The 21,414-nt window shown below is 38.7% G+C and carries 20 protein-coding genes and 1 CRISPR repeat array; of the genes, 11 read left to right on the top strand and 9 right to left on the bottom strand.

Annotated features, from left to right (window positions below):
- The first annotated feature begins 439 nt into the window (after nt 1-439).
- Nucleotides 440-1,885, top strand: coding sequence for a PQQ-dependent sugar dehydrogenase (locus RMY63_RS08845; RefSeq protein ID WP_322728348.1), 1,446 nt, complete (start codon nt 440-442; stop codon nt 1,883-1,885).
- A gap of 209 nt (nt 1,886-2,094) precedes the next feature.
- Here RMY63_RS08845 and RMY63_RS08840 read toward each other — a convergent pair whose 3' ends face one another.
- Both RMY63_RS08840 and RMY63_RS08835 read right to left on the bottom strand, forming a co-directional pair.
- A complete protein-coding gene (locus tag RMY63_RS08840) occupies nt 2,095-3,450 on the bottom strand; it encodes a (Fe-S)-binding protein (RefSeq protein WP_322728347.1) in 1,356 nt (451 codons plus the stop codon).
- Nucleotides 3,451-3,506: 56 nt separating this feature from the next.
- Nucleotides 3,507-4,865, bottom strand: coding sequence for an FAD-binding oxidoreductase (locus RMY63_RS08835; RefSeq protein WP_322728346.1), 1,359 nt, complete (start codon nt 4,863-4,865; stop codon nt 3,507-3,509).
- A gap of 135 nt (nt 4,866-5,000) precedes the next feature.
- Here RMY63_RS08835 and RMY63_RS08830 point away from each other — a divergent pair, with 135 nt between their 5' ends.
- The 9 genes from RMY63_RS08830 to RMY63_RS08790 all read left to right on the top strand — a co-directional run bounded on the left by RMY63_RS08830 (nt 5,001) and on the right by RMY63_RS08790 (nt 13,588).
- Nucleotides 5,001-5,123, top strand: coding sequence for a hypothetical protein (locus RMY63_RS08830; RefSeq protein WP_322728345.1), 123 nt, complete (start codon nt 5,001-5,003; stop codon nt 5,121-5,123).
- A 171-nt stretch (nt 5,124-5,294) separates the two neighbouring features.
- Nucleotides 5,295-6,968, top strand: a complete 1,674-nt coding sequence (locus RMY63_RS08825; protein WP_322728344.1) for a Cas10/Cmr2 second palm domain-containing protein — start codon at nt 5,295-5,297, stop codon at nt 6,966-6,968.
- Nucleotides 6,956-8,143 carry a type III-B CRISPR module-associated Cmr3 family protein gene (locus RMY63_RS08820; protein WP_322728343.1) on the top strand — a complete coding sequence of 396 codons (1,188 nt, stop codon included), beginning with the start codon at nt 6,956-6,958 and terminating at the stop codon, nt 8,141-8,143. The genes RMY63_RS08825 and RMY63_RS08820 overlap by 13 nt, the downstream gene beginning before the upstream one ends.
- 52 nt (nt 8,144-8,195) lie before the next feature.
- On the top strand, nt 8,196-9,089 hold the full coding sequence (locus RMY63_RS08815; protein WP_322728342.1) for an RAMP superfamily CRISPR-associated protein: 894 nt from the start codon (nt 8,196-8,198) through the stop codon (nt 9,087-9,089).
- Between the two features lie 23 nt (nt 9,090-9,112).
- Nucleotides 9,113-9,568, top strand: coding sequence for a hypothetical protein (locus tag RMY63_RS08810; RefSeq protein ID WP_322728341.1), 456 nt, complete (start codon nt 9,113-9,115; stop codon nt 9,566-9,568).
- A 20-nt stretch (nt 9,569-9,588) separates the two neighbouring features.
- Nucleotides 9,589-11,328, top strand: coding sequence for an RAMP superfamily CRISPR-associated protein (locus RMY63_RS08805; protein ID WP_322728340.1), 1,740 nt, complete (start codon nt 9,589-9,591; stop codon nt 11,326-11,328).
- Between the two features lie 86 nt (nt 11,329-11,414).
- Nucleotides 11,415-11,918 carry a PH domain-containing protein gene (locus tag RMY63_RS08800; protein ID WP_322728339.1) on the top strand — a complete coding sequence of 168 codons (504 nt, stop codon included), beginning with the start codon at nt 11,415-11,417 and terminating at the stop codon, nt 11,916-11,918.
- 144 nt (nt 11,919-12,062) lie between these two features.
- Nucleotides 12,063-12,275, top strand: coding sequence for a hypothetical protein (locus RMY63_RS08795; RefSeq protein WP_322728338.1), 213 nt, complete (start codon nt 12,063-12,065; stop codon nt 12,273-12,275).
- A 179-nt stretch (nt 12,276-12,454) separates the two neighbouring features.
- The gene (locus RMY63_RS08790) at nt 12,455-13,588 is read left to right on the top strand and encodes a CRISPR-associated protein (protein ID WP_322728337.1); all 1,134 of its coding nucleotides are present in this window, start codon (nt 12,455-12,457) and stop codon (nt 13,586-13,588) included.
- 97 nt (nt 13,589-13,685) lie between these two features.
- A CRISPR array of direct repeats spans nt 13,686-14,319; the repeat unit is 36 nt; unit sequence GTTTTCAACTAATCCGATTTAACCCAATCGGTAGGG.
- Nucleotides 14,320-14,643: 324 nt separating this feature from the next.
- Here RMY63_RS08790 and RMY63_RS08785 read toward each other — a convergent pair.
- From RMY63_RS08785 to RMY63_RS08755, 7 genes are all read right to left on the bottom strand, one after another.
- A complete protein-coding gene (locus RMY63_RS08785) occupies nt 14,644-15,351 on the bottom strand; it encodes a CRISPR-associated protein (RefSeq protein ID WP_322728336.1) in 708 nt (235 codons plus the stop codon).
- A 186-nt stretch (nt 15,352-15,537) separates the two neighbouring features.
- On the bottom strand, nt 15,538-16,089 hold the full coding sequence (locus RMY63_RS08780) for a hypothetical protein (protein WP_322728335.1): 552 nt from the start codon (nt 16,087-16,089) through the stop codon (nt 15,538-15,540).
- On the bottom strand, nt 16,064-16,396 hold the full coding sequence (locus tag RMY63_RS08775) for a hypothetical protein (protein ID WP_322728334.1): 333 nt from the start codon (nt 16,394-16,396) through the stop codon (nt 16,064-16,066). The genes RMY63_RS08780 and RMY63_RS08775 overlap by 26 nt, the downstream gene beginning before the upstream one ends.
- 9 nt (nt 16,397-16,405) lie before the next feature.
- The gene (locus RMY63_RS08770) at nt 16,406-16,840 is read right to left on the bottom strand and encodes a hypothetical protein (protein ID WP_322728333.1); all 435 of its coding nucleotides are present in this window, start codon (nt 16,838-16,840) and stop codon (nt 16,406-16,408) included.
- A gap of 51 nt (nt 16,841-16,891) precedes the next feature.
- Nucleotides 16,892-17,620 carry a hypothetical protein gene (locus RMY63_RS08765; protein ID WP_322728332.1) on the bottom strand — a complete coding sequence of 243 codons (729 nt, stop codon included), beginning with the start codon at nt 17,618-17,620 and terminating at the stop codon, nt 16,892-16,894.
- 130 nt (nt 17,621-17,750) lie between these two features.
- Nucleotides 17,751-18,332, bottom strand: coding sequence for an HD domain-containing protein (locus RMY63_RS08760; protein WP_322728331.1), 582 nt, complete (start codon nt 18,330-18,332; stop codon nt 17,751-17,753).
- A gap of 29 nt (nt 18,333-18,361) precedes the next feature.
- Nucleotides 18,362-19,924: a TIGR03985 family CRISPR-associated protein gene (locus RMY63_RS08755; RefSeq protein ID WP_322728330.1), complete on the bottom strand. Its 1,563-nt coding sequence runs from the start codon at nt 19,922-19,924 to the stop codon at nt 18,362-18,364.
- A 127-nt stretch (nt 19,925-20,051) separates the two neighbouring features.
- Here RMY63_RS08755 and crn3 point away from each other — a divergent pair, with 127 nt between their 5' ends.
- Complete coding sequence (gene crn3 / locus RMY63_RS08750) at nt 20,052-21,281, top strand: CRISPR-associated ring nuclease Crn3/Csx3 (protein WP_322728329.1); 1,230 nt, start codon at nt 20,052-20,054, stop codon at nt 21,279-21,281.
- Nucleotides 21,282-21,414: the final 133 nt, after the last annotated feature.

Genomic DNA, 21,414 nt, shown 5'->3' with positions numbered 1-21,414 from the left:
AAACCTAACTTAACGAAAATATCGTATTTAGCTAAAAAATCTTGTAGTTTTTACTAAAAAAATACTAGATTTTCACAAAAATTAATTAAAGGTTACAAATCTTTTTAAAATTATTAAAAATTAAAGAATTTGCATTTTTAATATTTGGTAAAGGATTTGACGTAACCTTTCACTCATGATAATAAATAATTATAATGGAGAGTTGAAAATCAAAAAGTCTGGTGAAAATAAGTAATTAAATATAAATTAATTTTGAACCAATTACTTATCATTAATCGCATAATCAACTAACCAAATCAATAACTAGTATTTTCTCAGTGTATTACTATTAATTAGGTTAGCCAAGCCATCTGTATTTAAACTTACGGTTGTAATTAATCAATATTGAACTTATGAAGGGTTCTTTACAAAATTAACTGACTATTTTATCCAAAAAATCATGAATAACACTAAATTATCTAACTACATGAAAGGCAAGTTTATCAGTAAGTTTGCTACTAAAACGCTGTTATTTACAATAACACTGTTATTGACAATAGTTTTATTAAATCATAGCACTACTGGAGTAAATATTCTACCAAAAACCCTGCGTCCTGATATTAAGGTTCGCAATATTATTAATACATTATCAGTCTCTCCTTCTGTTCGGATTGTAAAAGATCCACGAAACAATACCCTTTATTACCTCAAACGAAATGGTGAGATTTATCAAGTCGATTTAGATTCTTCTACTAAAACACTTGCGTACAATTCTAGTAATCATAATTTAAGTGAAACTCAAGGTATGGCCATTGGCCCTAACGGCACAATTTATTTAGTTGGCAATGCAGACCTTGTGAATAACCAAACTAAAGCAATTATTGTTAAAGGTGTAATTAATTCGAGTACAGGAAAGCGTATCTGGTCTATTTTAGCTAAAAGTGCAGGCTATCCCAAAAGCAAAACAGCTTATGACCATCGGTTCAACGGTGTAGTTGTTAGCCTGGATGGTAACTTTATCTATGTGAATAGCGGTTCTCGTACCGATCATGGTGAAGTTCAGTCTGTTGATGGTCTATATCCCAATACTCGCGAAGTCGGATTAACCGCCTGTATACTTCGTCTTCCTAGTAATGGTAACAATCTCTTGCTGGCAAACAATCGAGCAACTTTAAAGACATCTGGCTATATTTTTGCAGAAGGAATACGCAATACTTTCGATATGGCTTTTGCGCCCAATGGGGATTTATTTGGCACAGAAAATGGCCCAGATCGCGACATGTCAGAAGAATTAAATTGGCTACGTTTAGGTGGTAATTATGGCTTTCCCTGGCGTATTGGTGGGACAGACAATCCACAGCAATTTCCCAATTATAATCCTGCCACTGACCGATTGTTAAGTCCTCAATTTAATGCCGTCCAAAAAGGTTACTATCGTAACGATCCAACCTTTCCTATTCGACCTACTGAAAATTTGATTGAACCAATTCCTAATTTTGGCCCGGACGCAGATAAGTACCGCGATCCTGTAGATGGAAAAATCAAAGATGCTAGTGTTCTTGGACAAAGTTTGAGCACTTTTACAACACACCGTTCTCCTTTAGGATTAGTTTTTGATGCACAAGGAGTAATGAGTCGAGAATTCAACAGAGATGGATTTATGTTGAGTTGGACAGCAGGCGACCCTACTGGCGAAACACTAGTAGGCCCTTTTAAAGATGCTAGCCAAGACTTACTGCATTTAAAGTTAACTAAAGTAGGAAATACTAACTATAAACTTAACGCTACGCGCCTTGTCACAGGTTTTAGTAATCCCATTGATGCTGAGATTATTGGCAATAAGATTTATGTTCTGGAATATGGTGGAAATCAAGGAATTTGGGAAGTCTCTATGCCTACCAAGTAAAAGAAATTAGGTAGCATGAAAGCTAGGAATAGTAATAGTTTTACCTGCTGCCTTCTGCCTCCTGACTTGAAAGTGCAGGGGGAGCAGGGGAGGCAGGGGAAGCAGGGGAAGCAGGGGGAGAAAGAGACTTTCATGCTTGCCGGTGAAACTTGTTTCATTGGGACTGCCTCCTGCCTCCTGCTATAAAATGTCCAACCCACAAAAAATGTCTACAATTTCAACTTTTCACCGCGAATCGAATAATCTAACAACTCCATCGGGTGAATAACTGAAATCTTCTTACCTTGCAACTGCAAATGTTTCGTAATTTGCAAAGTACACCCAGGATTAGCAGAAGCAATTAACTCAGCACCAGTATTCAACAAATTCTGCACTTTTTGTTGACCCAATTCTTCAGAAACTTCTGGTTGCAGCATATTATAAACCCCGGCACTGCCACAACACAAAGCTGCATCTATTGGTTCTCTCAACTTCACTCCTGGAATTTGTCGCAATACCTGACGCGGTTGGACGCTAATCTTTTGTCCGTGCAATAAATGACAAGCATCTTGATAAACTAAATTCAATGGTTTATCAGTCAGTGGCGATAGTTTTGCTGTTAACCCAACAGTTGCTAAAAACTCTTGAGCATCTTTAACCTTAGCTGCAAAATCCTTTGCCTTTTCCCGATATTCTAGGTCATCTTCTAAAATATGACCGTACTCTTTTAAAGTATGACCGCAACCAGCAGCATTAATAATCACGAAATCTACATCTGTTTTAGCAAAACTATCAATCATTTGTCTTGCTAAAGCTTTCGCCTGTTCTGTTTGTCCTTGGTGTTCGGGAAGTGCTGCACAACAACCTTGAGATTTGGGAATCACAACTTCACAACCATTCGCTGTTAAAACGCGAACTGTCGCTTCATTCACGGGTGAGAAAAACAGCCGTTGGACGCAACCCAAAATCACCCCAACGCGATACCGCTTTTCACCTTTAGCAGGAATCACAGTAGGCAAATTATCTTGAAAAGATTTGAGAGTAATTTCTGGCAGAATTGATTCCATTGCTGCCAAACGGGGCGATATTTTATTCAGTAAACCTGTAGCCCGAAAGAATTTAGGCAACCCCAACTTTTGATAAACCAATAATGGAACTAATAAAACTCGTAAAAGATTGGGATAGGGAAACAGAGAAAATATCAGTTGACGAAAAAATTGATCTGGCAAACTGCGGGGATAATTTCGTTCAATTTGATGACGAGTTGTAGAAATTAATTTGTCGTACTGCACACCAGAAGGACAGGTACTCACACAAGCAAGACACCCTAAACAAGAATCAAAATGTTCTACTGTTGCCGTATTGAGAGCAATTTCACCCTCATTAATTGCATCCATTAAATAGATGCGTCCTCTAGGAGAATCCATCTCCTTGCCAAGTACTCGATAACTAGGACAAGTCGAGAGACAAAATCCACAATGGACACAACTATCAATCAACTTCGGGTCAGGTGGATGATTAACATCAAACCCTTTTAAATTTTTTAAACTAGCTGTATTATTAACAGAATTTTTTGAAACTTGCATATTTTTCCCTTTCCCCTCTCTATCTCAGCGTCCTCTGTGTCTCTGCGGTTTGTTTCTTAAATTCCACCCACAAACCGACCAGGACTTAAAATATTCTTACTATCAAACTGTTCCTTAATACGGCGCATCAACGGCAAAGCATTCCCCGTATAACCCCAAACATCTATGTGTTCTTTAACCACAACTGGTGCTGACAGAATTGTTAAAAAACCTATATTAGCTTGAGTGCGTAGGCGCAGCCCGCTGTAGGCATCGCTTCCAGCAGAGCCTAGCTGATCGCGGATTTGCAAAACTTGATTTTTACTCTCTAATTGTAACAAACCTAAACCACTACTAATATGAATTAAACCTAACTCCACCTGAGTCAAAATCTCCACAGCAGCAGTAGGTAACACTCCTATTTTGCAGGTAATTACTGTTTCTGTAGCAGTAGTATGTATTCGTTTTTGCAATCTCTGCCATAGATTAGCTTCATCACCATCAGCAAAAATTGCCCCCTCTAAACCCAACTTTTGCCCAACTTCCAAAACTCGGTTTGATTGTTCCTTAACACTTTCACTAATACTTTGAAAGCGGGCAATTAATCCCAGTCCTTGACCCAATCCTAAACTAGACACCAATTTAGTTGATAGTAAATCAGCCTGCACTGGTGTTAACGCCGAACCTCGAAGGATATCAGCCGCCTGAGATACAGCCTCAGCTTTACCAGTTAGTACCACCGTCCCCGATGCCTCTGCTAGCGGATACACGCGAAAAGTTAGTTGACTAATAACTCCTAATGTGCCATAAGACCCTGTAAGCAACTTCATCAAGTCATATCCGGCGACATTTTTAACTACTCTTCCCCCAGCTTTGGCGATTTGTCCATCAGCACGGACAAAGGTAATACCTAGTAACTGGTCGCGCACACTACCATAGCGTTGCCGCAAAGAACCTGTATCACCTGTGGCAACAATACCGCCAATGGTTGCTGACTCTGGTGCTGTGGGATCGACGGCAAGAAATTGCCGCGATTTTGCCAAAAGTGCTTGCAAATCGGAGAACTTCATGCCAGCTTCTACTGTGACAGTCAAATCGCCAACAGCGTGTTCAATCAGTTGGTTGATGCGTTCTGTACTAACTACAACATCAATGCCTTTAACTAAACCGCCCCAGGTGAGTTTACTACCACTACCACAGGGGAGGACACGCCAGTTTTTTGTGTGAGCTGTGGTAATGACTGTGGCTAGCTGTTCTTGGCTGCGGGGATAGACAATACAACTGGGTGAATTTCCAGAAGCTATAGCCTGTTGGATACGTTTTTGCTGACCAAGTTCGATATTTTCCCAAAGACAAATAGCATTTTCTTCACCGACGATAGATGCAAGTTCAGAAGCGCAGACGCCTTGTGGCTTGTCGTTAGACATCGCTTTCATTGAGTTTATTTTTTTACGCCCTACTTCTAATTTACTGGCTAACCTGACCAAAAAAATGACCAAGCCACTAGGATACTACACGGCTGTGATTACCAAAATCGAAATCAACGGTCGATTGCCATCTAATCCCAACAGATGATTGATTCTGGGCAAATTCCAGGAGGGAAGCGCATCCTAATTGACGGGCCGCAATCTGTCCCTGTTGCTTATGTGATTGCCCATAAATTAGCCCACTTGTATCAACTCGTCCGATGGTAAAAGCTTTGGCTGAAATGTTAATTTATTTAACGAAGTATTGAATAAATTTAACCCAGTATTTTTGGCGATCAAAACGCTGTTTTAGGGAATAATATCACGTAATTATGATCTTTTCTTCTCTATATCGTGAATCTAACTGTCCAATCTAAAGAATGGACTATTATTCTACCTATGACGAACCAAGTCTACACTGCCATCACGTTTGCACCTGTTCAAGGATTTATCGAAAAATCTCGAAAGTTGCGGGACTTATATGGAAGCTCTTATCTGCTTTCCTATTTGTCGTGGGTTATTTGCAATGATGCAAAAAGCAAGCATTGTGAAGTCATCTCTCCAGCTTCGCCAAACGTTACTCAGGGAATGCCCAACCAGATAATAATTAAGGGAGATTACAAGAAAAAGGATGCCGAAGCTGCTTTTAATACAGCTTGGAAATGCATAACACACACTTGTCGAGAGTGGATTGAAAAAGAGATTAAAGATGGATGGGAGTATAAATTTTGGAAAAGAGATTGGGGATCGTGGACAAAGTATGCTTGGGAGTTTTTCTGGGTTCAAAGTGATGCAGTTGCAGACGATCTAGGTAAAGGTATTAACAATGTTCGTCAACGTTTGAATGAGGAAAAACGCTCTCGTGCTTGGACTGGAATTAACTGGCAAGGAGAGAGTTCTACACTCTCTGGTGCAGATGGTATTGCTTACCCTTACCAAAGCGATCGCCAAATAGAAAAAGCATACGAACCCAAGAAATACAATTACCAGATTGAAAAAACTACTGTTGACAAGTTTTACGAACAGCTGAGTCAGAAATTAGGGGAAAGTTTTATCGATTCAAATGAGCAATTGAGCATTCCTGAATTAATCAAGCGGTTAATTACCCATGAAGTAATTACAGAAAAGCTCAAGCAGTGTTTAGAGGATAATTTCTCAAATGTTACTCAACTAATTGAGCAATTGACAAAATTATCAAAAGACCTGAATCCCAGATCGTTTAAGTATTTAAGCCGACAGGATGAAGAAAAATATTGGACATGCTGGTTTCAAGGGGATGGAGACAAAGCAGGTGATTATCTCCAAAAATATCCAGAGAGAACCTACGAGTTCAGTAAAATGATGCGGGAATGGGGTGAAAAATTTCAAAACCAAAATAAGTCACCTTTTTGTCGTGTGATTTATGCAGGCGGCGATGATTTTTTGGGTGTCTTTTATGACGTAAAATCAGAAAGAGAACTCAAATCAAACTATTGTGTTAGTCAGTTTTCTAAATTTAAATCTGAGATTTGGAACGAGTCAGGAAAAGAACCAAAACCGATTACTGCTAGCGTTGGTTTTGTTTGGGCTGCACCTGGTATCCCGCAACGCGATGTATTGCAACATTGCCGGGAAGCGGAGAAATCTGCCAAAAATAATGGGCGCGATCGCATTGCCTTCCGCGTTCTATTTAACAACGGTAATCACTTAGAATGGGTTTGTCCTTGGTGGCTTTTAGAAGCAGGGCTGCTTTCTAGTTATGGCGATCGCGAAGGAAAACAAAACTGGACGCATATATACAATGATGTCGCGGTTCTAGAATCACGCCATGCTTTGAACAAAGAAAGCACCAAAATAGCGTTAGGGCTGTTGGAGATTTATTTTCCAACGCAGATGTCCATCATACAACAACAGGACAACAGGTGGAATATTTATGATGCAGACAAAAAACTCATCAAAACAGGAATATTAGGCGATCGCCAGAATTACTACACAGATGACACCACAGAAATAGATATTACCAAAGTCAATAAAGCACTCAACGACTGGATTATTAACCTTGCCAAAGTGGGATTTCACCTATGTCAACAATAGAAACGTCGAGTTCTGCCCCACAATCAGAACAGTCTCATCGTCCGCCATTCAAATATTTGATAATCATTGAACCTCTGGGACTTCTCTACGGTAGTGCCGGAAAATTTCTCTCACCAGAAAATTTAGTGGGGCGTTCTGGCAGTTATTTTCCTCCTAGTACTGCAACTTTATCAGGTTTATTTGCAGCCTCCTACAAAGATGCAGAAATTCGTGATTTACTTTTGGCTGGCCCTTTCTGGGGAATAATAGATGAGTTGAAGCCAACTGAACAAAACTTTTATGTTCCCACTCCACGTAACTATTTAGTTAAAGATGGCAAAATCAAGTGCCAACTAACTTGGAAAAAATATTATCAGGAGGGGAAGGAATCTTACGGTTGGCGAGATGGAGATCGGGAACCTCCGAATGACAAATTTGAGAGTAACACTTGGTTAGCCATCAATCAGTGGGATGAAGCCAAAGAAGTTAAAAAAAATCCTTGGAAGTTTTTACCTCACTTACATCCCCGTTTGGAATTAGATGAACGGCGTGTTGTGAGAAAGAATGAGAACCAAGAAGCACCCCAGGGAAGCTTATTTCTGGAGAACTCCGTGCAGATGGAACCCGGTAGTTGCTTGGTTTATCTTTCTAACACCAAACTTGAGTCTGGTTGGTATCGCTTTGGTGGTGAGGGACACATGGTAGATGTCAGCTGTCAAGAAATAGCTCAAAATGTCACCACTTTACTCACTCGCACGATTGCAAAGAGTTTTGCCTTAATTACCCCGGCGATTTGGGGTTCTAATCGTCTATCCTATCGAGAGCCTGTTTATTTACAAAAGGGCGATCAACAAAAATACTCTAAACCAGATCCAGAAAGCGACGAACGGAAAGTTTGGTCATTAGAAGCCCTTTTGACTGAACGTCCTATACCCTTTCGTTACCGCTTGGGAAATCGTGAAAATCAGCAATCGCAAGCACAACAGCAGGAAACTGACAAGAAACAGCATTCTCAAACACCAAAACTCCTGTCTCGTGGACGTTATGCCGTTCCTGCGGGTAGTGTCTACGTTGTCACAGAAGCAATAAATCAATCTTGGCAAGAATGGCCTGATGAATGGTTTCCCAAAGAAGGCCCATCCCTCAAACGCTGGGGATGCGGACTAGCGCTACCGTTACCTAGTGCGATCGCCTAAAACTCCTCTGTGGGTGAACTTTCATTTCAACATCAATCATGGAGTAATATAAATGTACCAAAAAGCCTACGGCATCATCGAAACTCTGGCTCCTTTGCATATAGGTGCAAGTGCAGGAGAAGAAACTGGCAATCTTAACTTAATCTTCCGTGACCAGTTTACCCTGACTGGGATTATTCCTGGTAGCTCAATTCGTGGTCGGTTTCGTGCAGATATGCGTCTAGAAGAAAAAGCTCAAGCAAAAAATGGTAATGCATCTGAACAAGATGATCAGCAAGAAACTCAAGAAAAACTTAGTTTAGTTGAATATTGGTATGGAAAAGATGCAAAACCAGGAAAAGCTGATAGCACAAGTGAAGGTCTGGTCAAAATAGAATATGCTTCTCTTCTTTGGCTTCCTATTTATTGTCCAGGTCAGCCTGTTGTTCTGGTAACTTGCCCAGCTTTACTCAAAAGATATCAAAAGTTAGCTGGAAAATCCATACAGAAAATTGAACCTTATAGCTATTATGTACCTCGTGGTATTAAAAAGCCTGAACGTCCTGCTTTGTTTTTTAACTTAGGTTGTTTACCTTTGAAAAAAGAAGAAGCCAAACTGGAAGAATATACTAAAGAAGTTGAATCTATTCAAGAGTATTTGGTATTTGTGGTCAAAGATACCGAAATGGCAACCATTCATGATATGGGACTCTATCGTCAAAGTCGGGTAGCCCTAAAACCAGATGAAAAAACTGTCGCAGGAACATCATTTTTTAACGTAGAGGCACTTCCAGAAGGAAGTATTTTAGTTTTTCCCATAGCTTTGCGAACTAGCACTACAGATAGTAATCCTTGGGATAAATTTGTCAACGATTCCCAAATCAATTCGAGCAAAGAGCTTTATTTTGGAGGATTAGAATCTGTAGGTTTTGGTCGCACTAATGTCATTTTAAAGAAAACAACATAAACGCCCTCAAAGGAGCAAAAAGCATGACTCAAGCAGAATCAAATCAACCTCAAGAATTAAAGGAATGGCAGTCTTATAATTTAGACCACTATGCTCAAAAGCTAGTCAGTGATTTTCGAGACAAAAAAAATGTATTAAATGAATCACATAGAATGCGAATGACTGTTGCGTATGGTCTAGAGCGCTTTTGGGGGGAACATTTACGCTTTGAACGAGAGAGCAAGCAAGAAATTAAAGAGAAGGGAAAATATTGGAAAAAAGTTTGGGATACTTTGGCTAACGATATACTCAAGCCAATAGGAATTAGCTTGCCAAATGAAAAGCTGACATTTGAGGATACTAAGAAAATTCAAGAAATGACCGATAGGATTTGGAATATGACACAAGAAGACAGAACTATAGTTTTAATGGTACTAACTCAGTTTTGTGATTCTTTAGTTTGGTGGACTCAGAGATACAGGAAGAAAGATGAGAATTGAATATTTAGGAACTAAAAAATATGAGTTTTGCTAAAGCATTTCAAAGAGCATCGCAAGAGCAGGGACAAAATATGGGAGTACCGGAAATAATCGAAACCGATCCACAACTCGTTCCTCACATGTATCGCGCTCAAGTACAACCTCGGTGTAGCTTGCAGTTTGCAGGCGATCGCACTCATCGAGATATATGGATCGAACAGTGGGTAAATCCAAGAGAAGAGGACGGAAAACCTACTTATCAATACCCAGAAACCCAAAATGTTTTAGAAGAAGGCTATTTTTGCCGCTTTCGTGTCAAATTTCCTTATAGATTGTTTAGTAATTGCGGACAGGATAGCATTTTTCGTCCCATGCTAGGTAAAAATGGAATTCCTTTTATTCCCGGTAGCGGGGTAAAAGGAGTTTTTCTGCGGTACTGTAAAAAGAGCGATCGCGCTCTAGCTATTAGATACTGTGGAGATAAAGAACCTCTAACTCAAGGCATTTTGCGGTTTCATGGAGCATATCCTGTAGGAGATTGGGCTGGTACTGCGGTTAAAGAAGAGAAAAACTACTATCGCATAGTAGACGTAGTACATCCTCAAGAAAAAAGACAAATTGGGATAGAGGAAAAATCTACTAGCGCTTTCGCTTTGATTAGTTTCTACCAACCAGAGTTAGTTTTTGAAATTAGTAGCACTGAATTACTATCTCAAGAAGAATGGAGAAACATATCAGGGAAATTAAAGAGTGCTTTGGTACAAGGTTTAGGAGGAAAAACTAGTACTGGCTACGGTCTACCTTTTATTACTAAGAACCAATATGATATAAATTTATCTTTACATGGAGTGGGAATAACGCCAGTTTTGCTGTCAGGAGAACCAGAATTTCGCCCCAATGTTTTTAAAGCAACTTTAAGAGGTCATGCTAAACGTCTTTTGGGAGGATGTTGTCAAAATCAGCAAGATAACCAGCGAGTAGAGAAAAAAATTGGCGAACTATTTGGTAACACTCAAGCCCCTGGTAAAGTAGAGATTTATTGGGAGTTGCGAAACCCTTCATCAAACACAGATTGGCAACCTACTTATGATATCAGAGGAAATCTGCATATTAGCGCCCCTAATGCTGATGTAAATTTTATCAAATATTTGATTAAATTTGCTTACACAATGGGTGGTTTTGGCAAATCTTGGCGCAGAGTATGGCACAAGAATTTTTATCATCAAAATCTTCGTTATGATAAGTTAATTGGCTGTCATTGGGAATGCAAAGATTCAGGCTGGAAAAATGATATTTCTGAGTGGGTAGATGATATCAGAACTCCAGAACAGCTAGATAATTTTCTCAAAAATTTAGAGAATGAATGTAAGAAATATTTTCAGGTTAAAGAACCTCAATCTTTAAACTGGCGAGAAGCTTGGTATAAAAAACGTGTTGCTGTTTACAGTAAACCTGTTAGTCAATCTCAAGTTATTGAATTGTTTCACAAGCGGATTTATAAACAAACTCAAGCCATTGGTGGAAGAAAAACAATAATAAGACAAAAAAATGGCAGAGAGGAAGAAACAGAAGTTTTAGTAGTTAGTTCTGTCTGGCATAGAATGTTACCTATTGAGGGAAATAAATATTTAGAAATTGTCACAGTGTTTCATGGCGATCGCACACCCAATTCGCCTTGGCAGCACCGAACTGAGGGAGACCAACTTCAACCATTCATTCAAAACTTAGAGAATGCACAATTAAAGTTAACTTGGGGAACCCGACCAGTTTTTAATACTTGAGAATCCGCTCTCCCTTGGAAATCTCTGTTTCCACTGCTATGTGATACTGCAATCACAAACAGTAATTACATAGCAGTTTGGAGCAGATGATGATGAAGAAAGTCAACAAAACAACCATCACTTCACAAGCAGCAGAGTCGGGAATTTTAAACTTTCATCCCTCTCTAGTCAAAATTTTAGTTGAAAATTTTCTCTGGCATCTGCTGCTAATTCTTCTATTTTGGACAATTCTACCTCTGCCTTATTTTTATTGGAAATATATTCAGATTCGCTCCACCAGTTATATTTTAACTACCCAAAGGTTAATTACCAAATCTGGTGTTTTTTGGAAGGAAGTCAATTTTATTGAACTTTATCGTGTGCTGGATATTCAGGTAGAAAGAGGGCCGCTATACCAATTGTTAGATTTTGGGAGAACCTGCTTAGGTAGGAAACCGCTTTTATTAGGAGATATTCGGGTATTCTCTAGTGATTATTCTCATGCAAAACTTTTTCTCTATACTATTCCTAACGCTCTCGGAGTTGCTGAAAAGATTAGAAAAGCCTTCAATGATGATAAAAATATCAAACGAGTCATGCGTCGAGATTAAAATAATTCGTAATGTGTAATGACGCTATCTACTTTCGCTTTCTCGTGTCGCAGACAGACGCTCTTGCCAGCAAGATCCCTGGAAAGCTACGCAACTGAATTCTGAATGCTGATTGGATAAACAATGTTTAAATAGGAGAAAATTATGCCAAGTGATACATCTTTCGGTTTTAATTTTAATTCAAGTAATGAATCTACCACTGAAGAAAGCTTAGAGCGGATCGAGGAGCAATGCGATCGCCAAACTGAAAATTACCTTTGGGGTGCATATAAAGTTGAAAATGTAGACTGTCCCGAACCCGATTCTAGTGATGAAGAATTAGATCCAGATGATGATGATGATTTCGATGACGATTGATTGCTGATAATTCTCGCAAAAGTCAAAAATCTAACCCTCAATATGATAAATTAGGACTTTTGTCAGAGAAATTACAAGATGCGATGGGTTTCGCCTGGGTTAGGGTGATACCTTCTGTCAGCGTAGATCGCAACTAAAGATAAAATATTTCTTATCTTCACCCTATTTTCCAAAATATCATGCATCAAGTTATTATTTCTAGCATTGGTACCAGTTTATTAACCAATCAAATCAACCGAGCTAATCCTGACGAAAAAGATTGGTATTCGCGCTTGCGAGATACAGCAAATCTGAATGAAGAGAAAACACCAGAGGATGTCAAGCAGATTATTGCAATTCTCAAACAAAGAGCCGACGAACAACTTTTAGGTGCTAAAATTTCCCAGATTCGTCGTGCTAGTGCAGAGTTGAATGGAATTTATGGCATTTATCAAGATAATTTAAGTCAGGGAAAAGAAGATATTCACTTTCTCATTGTTACTGATACAGCCCAAGGTAAAACTACTGCTAAAATTGTTGAAGATTTTCTCAGAAAACAAGGATTAAATAATGCTAGTACTTTTGCTCCTAGTGGGCTTTCTACTGCTAGTACTGAAGCTTTTTCTCTGGGAATTGATGCGTTAATTGTTTGGTTAGAAAATACCATACCACAATTGAAACGGGATAAATACAAAATTTATTTTAATTTGGTTGGTAGTTTCAAGAGTTTACAAGGTTATCTCAATACCATTGGGATGTTTTATGCTGATGAAATAATTTATATTTTTGAAGGTGAAAAATCTGATTTAATTACGATTCCGCGCTTACCTATAGCTGTAGATGTTTCGTTAATTAAACCTTATGCACGTCAACTGGCATTATTGGATGCTGGTGCTGGACTTTCTGCAAGTGAAACAGTCGGAATTCCTGAAGCTATGCTTGCAGAAATTGACGGGAAAATGACACTTTCGACTTGGGGACAGCTAATTTGGAATCAGTGTAAAGATGATTTGCTCTCAGAAGGTTTACTCCCCTTCTTGAATTTAGAGTATCAAGATTCCTTTGAAGCTGACTACAAAAAGGTAAAGGAGAAGCAATCAAGGGTAAAGTTACAAGAGACTTTAGCTAAAGTTTCTTATCTCTTAGAAGATTATGATGGTGATACTGCTATTCTCAAAAAGCATGGGGGATTGCAGTATGATAAGTATACTAATATGGGAGATATTGACCACTTTCGCGTGACTCAAGGAGTGCGGGTTAGTTGTCGTTCTTCTCAAGGGAAATTAATTCTATATCGCTATGGTAAAGAGGAAGAAGTTAATAAAAATCCTTAAATAAGCGAATAATTACCAATCGTTGTTTGATTAAATATTTTATTATCATTAAAAATTACCTCCTGTTCCCAGTTACGGATACAGGAGGTTTTTCATTGTTTTCAACTAATCCGATTTAACCCAATCGGTAGGGGTTACATAGGTAACCAACAGTTCAACGGCATTGCTGTTACTGTTTCCAACTAATCCGATTTAACCCAATCGGTAGGGTTGTTTCAACTTTTCTTAAAGGATATGAAAGATTACTCACTTGAACGTTTTCAACTAATCCGATTTAACCCAATCGGTAGGGTTTTATATGGAGGAGGATTAGGAATCGGGTATACAACGTTTTCAACTAATCCGATTTAACCCAATCGGTAGGGTCTCAGTATGACAATCTGGTAAAAAACGGCCAACTATACGGTTTTCAACTAATCCGATTTAACCCAATCGGTAGGGTACTGACGACAGCAGAGTATTGCAAGCAAGGATCGCTAAAAGTTTTCAACTAATCCGATTTAACCCAATCGGTAGGGATGCTCAAGGTGGAACCATCAATCTTCACCCTAACGTTTTCAACTAATCCGATTTAACCCAATCGGTAGGGCTGGAAACCGTAACGAAGTTGAAGCACTCAAGGTTTTGTTTTCAACTAATCCGATTTAACCCAATCGGTAGGGCTTTGAGGAATTTTCATTATGTCCCTTCTCAAAGTTTTCAACTAATCCGATTTAACCCAATCGGTAGGGAGTTCGTCTAGGAGCCTTTACCCAGTAAGGGTTTCAGCCGCCAAATCGACACCAGTCTAAAAATCATTATACACGTCGCTCGAAATTGAGCCAAACACATACCTCAAACCCGCTCCCTGTAAGCAATCGACACCCCTCAACGAAAAACATAGGGTTTGGGCGATTCCGGGAGTGGTGTCGATGAAGCTGATACAAAACTCCTACAATTTGCCTCAAACCTAGATATAACAATACTTTTAGTGAAATCGAGTAAAATATTCACCGATCGCCATCATCTGTAAACTTAAATAGTAAGTATAAATATAGACTTTGATAAAAATTTACTTAGTTTGTCTCTCCGCGAAACTGCTGCTTGAGAGTAATTTTAATGGGATTGAGAGAATAACCACTAGGTTGTCCATTTTTAGATTCAGCTGGGGTGTATTGCAAGGGACTTTGTACAGACAACGAAGCAAGTACCATTCCTACACTACCTTGGGCAGTCATGCCAGTAAAATCAGCGATCGCATCTTCTATTGTCCATCCTGGAGGGAGATTTTTGTAGATTTTTTTCACAACTTGATAGAATTCTAGAGGATCGTAGATATCGTTAACCACAATTGGTTCTGCGATTTTTAACTTAGGAAAATCCTGTTTTAACTTTTTGGCTAAATCAAGAGACTGGGAAGAACAAATTAACCAACAATATTCTAGTTCTGGCAGATGATATTCTATTGCTTTCTTACAAGGTTCATCCCGGCTGACTAACAATATTAGTCCTTTGTGTTTTTTGGGAGGCAATTTACCTAAATCGATTTCAGGCGATCGTATTTTGCTTAATGACTTAGCCAAAAACCACACTGAAAACATAAAAATCAATACAGAACCGAAAGCAATTCCCACAGCAGCAGTTGTGGTAGTGCCAAAAACATTAAACAATATTTGGGTGAGAGCATTCCCCAAAACAGATAAAAAAATCGTGCCGATAATGAAAGGAACGAGGGTTTCCGGGTTAAAAAATATCTTAGCGGCTTGAAAAAAGTAGTTTTTCATGAGGATTGGGGATTGGGTAAAAGAGTGCTGAGTTAGGAGTTAGGAGTTAGGAGTTAGGAGTTTGGAATTAGGAGTTAGGAGTTAGGAGTGAGGAGTTAGGAGTGAGGAGTTAGGAATATTAAATTTTTTTCCCCTGCTCCCCCTGCTCCCCCTGCTCCCCCTGCTCCCCCTGCTCCCCCTGCTTCCTCATTCCCCTCCACCCCTCTGCCCCTCCGCTCCCCAGGCGCGGTCTTCTTGCCAGATGCGAAAGGCAGCTTGATAGTTAGCACGAGCTTGGCTAATCCGTTCTTCGCATTGCTGTTTGAGGCTATTATATCTGCCTGCAATTAATTGAACTTCGTCATCGCAGATTGCTTCTCGTTTCCTGGTTTCTTGCTCTTGATATTGTTGAATTTTATCCCGTACCATATAATCTGGCCCGACTAAGCTGATAGCCAATTCAGGCGGTTTGTCCGTTTTAATTTCTTGTATCTCTTCTTGCAACTGAAGCTTTCGCTGACGAATATGCCTTTCTTTTTCTTGTTCTAATTCTTGCTGGCGAGACACAAAAAAATCTATCTCACTTTGAGAGTCAACCATGCTAAAGTTCTTCAGAGGATTGTGGGGGTCATTTTCGGAAATCCACTTGAGACGAGCATCAATGATCTGTTCTTTGTAGTCTCGTTCATCAGGAATTATTTGCAGTGTAAATACAGATTCTAGGCTAATTTTTTCAGGATGATTCTTGAACTGTTCCATAATATTTTTCTACTAATTCGTCGTAAGCTTCTGGTAATTCTACTTTCTCGGCATTGTAGTTAGCGATCGCCCAAAGCAAAGCTACAGGAAATAAGCTGACCATTGAAGCAATAAAAACACCAGCCGAGGCAATCATATAAAAGGCAACTGCTGCTTCAATAATACTGAGGGATACACTAATAATAAGTGCCTCTTTCTCAGGTTTACTATCATGAATTCCCTCGATTTCATTAAGCCTTTCACTTTGACTTTGAGTATATACGTCTTCAGGGGTTTCCTCAAAATGATTAAAATTCTCTTCTAGCATAAAATATCCTTACTTTTTGTTATCTAAAATGGCTTTACGAGTATTTTGGGTGCTGTTTTTCAGCTTAATTCCTGTTAACACTTTAGTTGCATTACTATGAGCATAAAAGCTGGCTAATCCGCCGCCTAACAAACCCGCCGATATTGCCCAAGGGCCTCTTCCTGCCTGTTTTGCAAGTAATTGAGGGGCTACAGAAAAAGTCAAAGACCCTGCCAAAATAACAATAAATTGGGTAATCTGTCGGTGATTACGTGATAAACGGCGAGAGCGCACGGCATCATATTTAGCAATTTGCGATTTCGCTAAATTATATTTGGCATATTCTTGAATTGCTGCTATGATATTTGCTTTATCAAAGTCTGGCATTCTGAAGAAAATTCTTGGTGTAATTTTCAGCCAGCGCTCAAGTCTATCTTTGCGTTTTGGTGGGATTTCAGGTATCATTTCTCTGTTCCTACAACTACTAAAATCATCTTAATCACTACTAGGAAAGGTCTATTTCCGCGCGATTTGGAATAGCCAATCGAGACAAGCTTGACTGTCAGAGTAGGTACAAATTTGAGTATTTTTAACCGAACTAAGCTCGTGGCTCAATTGGTTCTGTAAATCGATATCCGGGCCAATAATCGCTACTGCACCACCTTTGTGGATAATGGCCTCAATCTTTGATTTAATCACAGTAAAATCTTGTTGTTGGTGATTAACAAGTTCGGCAGCTTGGATAACGACTACCGCCGCCACAGGTCGAGTATTACCTTGGTTTTGTTGGTGTCCAATCTCCGTTTCTAAACGAGAGAGCGCGTCAACTAACGATGTTCCTGGAATTCGACCAATTCCTGATGGTTGCATGGTAATCTGTTTGCATTGGTTTTGTATCGACAGGCGATCGCGCTCTTGAAACTCCTGATTGTTCAATATTTGTACCCGATCTGCAAACTTCCCTAAAATACGGATATCACCCTCCACCAAATGCTCAACATATTGGCGACAAAGCGCCTCTAAGGAAGTTTGGTAAGGTTGGTTTGACCGAGATACATCCATGAACAAGGCACTATTTACCCGATGGGTTAAGCCGTCCATAAGCAGAGGAACTCCAATCAGCAACGCACTACTACTAGCGCAAAGCCAAATTAACGGAGATTTCCACAAAGGTGGTTCTTGCTGCACCTGCTCAACAGAGACAGGAGAACGTTCTTTTGATTGTTTATGCAAAGAGTATTTCAAAATTGCTATCTCCTAAACTTTGAGAATTCTGAATTATTCTTCAACTTTGACATCCTCTAGGAAACAGGAATTTCCATCACCAATCAGAAGAATTCTCTGCAAAAAGTAATTTGTACAACTCGATTTGTCCTTATTCAAAAGCTTCTAATTGCTTAACAATTCGTCTTAATTCTTCTACAAGCCTGGAATCTGTCAATGTTTGTGCCACTGCTATAACTGAGCGATAAAACCAAAGAGTTCTCTGGCGTTGTTCTTTATTCCAAGCTTTATCTCCATAAAGATCCCATTCAATCAAATTTGAGCGTGCGTTGTGTACTTTGTCAGCGAGTGCTACCCTGAGAACTTCTGGTGAACCCTGAGAAATGTTTTCAAGATATTTTTGTTTACGTTCTTTCCATGAGGGTTGAGGAACAACATCAGATTCAGTGCAACTTTCAACAATATCTGCTACTTTGTCGCCAAACTTTTGACGAATAATTTCACCAGTTATTCTCCCTCCTTGATCTTCTATGGCATCATGTAGTAAGGCTGCGATCGCTTCATCTTCACTTCCCCCATCTTCTATAACCAATGCAGTAACACTGAGCAAATGACTAACGTAAGGAACACCGCTAATTCTTCTCACTTGTTGAGCATGAAGTTGAGTTGCATACACTAATGCTTCTTCAAAACGAGTAGTTAGCTTTGGTTTGTTAATAGAATTCAAATTCATCTCTCTAGCCTCTTACCTGTACATATTATCTATTTCTCTTGATACTGTTTCATCATAGATTCAATCTCTTGAAAGATTTTGTCTTTCAACTCAAAAGGTAAAATAACCTTGACATTTTTACCCCAACTTAAAAGTCGCAAAAAAACATCAATATCATCTTCGTAATAATTGGCTATACAAAAGACATATTTTTCACTTATCTGTCCCCGCAAAGACTGTAAGATTAGGGTAATCTCTTTGTTATTAAAAAAATTATCTAAATCGCTATTAAGTTCCTGAAAATTTTTGAAATTAATTTCTTTAAATATTTTCTGCCGCGAAGTATCCTGGATATAATTTCTATAATGATTGCGTTCAAATCTCACAAACATCATTTTTTGAATTTTCCAAAAGGCATAACCCAAAGTATCTGCATATAAAGAATCTTCCACTTCTTCAGGAGTGGGTAGTTCATTTTCATCCTTGAGTTCGCGTAACTTTACTGGAATCTGTTCATTATCCCAATCTAATATTTCCACATCCAGAATTCGATCTAAGCGATAACCTTCCCAGTAGTATCTTGGCTCCTCAAATTCTGTTGTACGAATGGCATAAAGGTAAGGGCCGCGTTTGATGTAGTAAAAAATTACCGGAAAAATGATAGTTGTGATTACTGGAGAGGTTTGAAATTTCTTGTAGGTTATCTTTAAAGGCTTGACGCAATCAGATTTAGACCAATTCAATTCTAATGTGTTAATCAGAGCATTATATTTTTGCTTTTTAATACTTGCTGGCATAATAAACTCAGCTGCAAAAAGCAGTCTTTTTTGAGTACCTTTGGCAAATTTATTAATAAAATCTGCAAGTTCTTCATTAGTTATATATTCAGAATTGACTTCGCCATTGAATCCTTGATTATTATTTTGCTCTAATGATTCAGGAATTAGTTGTAACCAAGAATTGACCTTACAATAATTTCCTGTTAGTTTTTGATTAGAATCAGAAATTGGTTGAAGCCAATGAGTTTTTTGAGCATTAGCCAGACTATTTTGGAAGTCTAACCGATAAAGACGAGTCTGATTTGTGAAATTGCCGCCTTGACTATCGAAAGGACGAAGCTGTAATAATTGCTGAATTTCTGTCTCTGAAGTTTTGTAGAAATATTTAAAATCATCGATCCATTTGTCTCGTTCTTCTTGGCGATAAAAAATCTGTTGCCAAATATCTTCAATAGTAAGTTGTTGCAGTAAATCGATATTTTCTTTTGCCTTCTCTCGTTCTTCTGCTTTTTGTTGCTTTTTAATAGAATTACTGTTTTCCTTAGACTTATTAAGCTGCTTTGGTATTTGATTTGATAAGCAAATATCAAGCTGGCTCAACCAGTCTAAAAAACTAAACTCATAACTGGCATTTTTCCCAGCCAAGTGCGAGTTAATATATTTATCATTTCCTAAAGTAATACCAACACCATATATAGTTTTTAAATATATGTATATTCTCCAGGTTTTCTTCAAAGCATTTTCTTCTAATAAAACTGCTTTGGAAGGTAAAAAACTCCTTAGTAATTCCACGGTTGGAGGTATGTCAAAAAATTGAGTAGATTCAGCAGACATAAATCTTACACCTAAATGTTGTCATCGCTATATCTAGTATCACCAATAGAGGAAAGGCGATCTTCCATCATCTCGGTATCGTCTCAATAATAAATCCAGTCAGTTAACTAAGTTAAGGAACTAAGCAATGACACTTAAGCTGATTTGCGAGTATGATGCACAGAAGCAACCTTACCAAAAGATTCAAATTCCCCATAACAATCAACTTCCAGCAGAAGTACTAAAAGAGTTGGAGTTACCAGAAGGGATAGACTTTAATTATGGAGTAGTCATTGATGGTAAAGCTCCTAACTGGCTCTACAGCTACTTAGCTTATCAATGCCGGAATGCTGTTTGGATAGGATGCTACTATCCTCAGCTTGAAGGCGCAATAGTCGTACATAGTCAGACACCGACAGTAGAAGTAGGACAAATTCAAGGCTCTACTAAGAACAATTTGCTCAACGGTAATTTAGAATTAAAAGTCAATGAAGTAATTACAGTTGATGGCGATCGCTATCAGTGTTTATTAATTCATGCTGTTGATATTTCCCCTCAAGCTTTAAATTCACTGACTCTACCTAGTGATTTGAACTGGAATAGAGAGATAGTTTTATGGGGACAAGCCCCAGTATGGCTTTATACTCACTTAGTTATGCGTTGTCAACAAGCCTCATGGATAGCTTGCTACAACATCAGAACTACTGAAGCGGTAGTTGTTGTTAGTCAGTGTCCAGAACTTGTCCCAGGTGATAAATTTAAGTTAGTACCTAAATCACCTTGTCCTGCGATCGTATTTGGTGGCCCTCCTAATAGTGGTAAAAGCCTTTTAGCTTACACCTTAAAAAAAACCCTAGTTAACATGGGTTGGAATAATAAAGTTTATTTACATCGAGTCACATGGGATGGTGAAGGAGATTGGTTTGCCCAGATGATGCATACAAATCCAGAACTAGCCAATAAACTATCAGAAATTGCTGGACGCTGGAAAAAACCTGAGAATCCAGCAGAATATTTTTCTCAACAAGCTGAAGTAATCAAAGAAATTCGCAGATATACAGATTTAGTGTTAGTTGATCTAGGCGGTATGCCGAAAGAAGCTGATAAAATCTTGTTGCCTAGTTGTAGTCACTACATTATTATTAGTAACTCTTTAGAGCGTGTGGCAGAATGGTGGGAATTCTTCAAAATACTAAACACTGACACTCAAGAGGAATTAATTCCTTTAACAGTAATCCACAGCGTTGAAGAGAACAACTTAACAATCCTCAATAGAGAACCATACTTAGAAATGATAGCAGGGCCTTGGCGTTATGGTGAAACTGAAACTGTACCACAAGAATTAGTAGAAGAGGTGATAAAATTAATTAGAGAATAAAATCTATCTCTTCTTAATACGGTTCGGTTAAGATTTTTTGATGGAAATTATAGATCACAAAGATGGGATAAATCGCCGTCAACAGGAAAGACTGATTATTGTAGAGACGGCGATTTATCGCGTCTCTTGCTTT

Source organism: Nostoc sp. ChiQUE01b (genome assembly GCF_034531255.1).
Taxonomy (GTDB): Bacteria; Cyanobacteriota; Cyanobacteriia; order Cyanobacteriales; family Nostocaceae; genus Nostoc.
The sequence above is the reverse complement of the archived record's forward strand: the minus strand, read 5'-3'. Positions and strand labels throughout refer to the sequence as shown.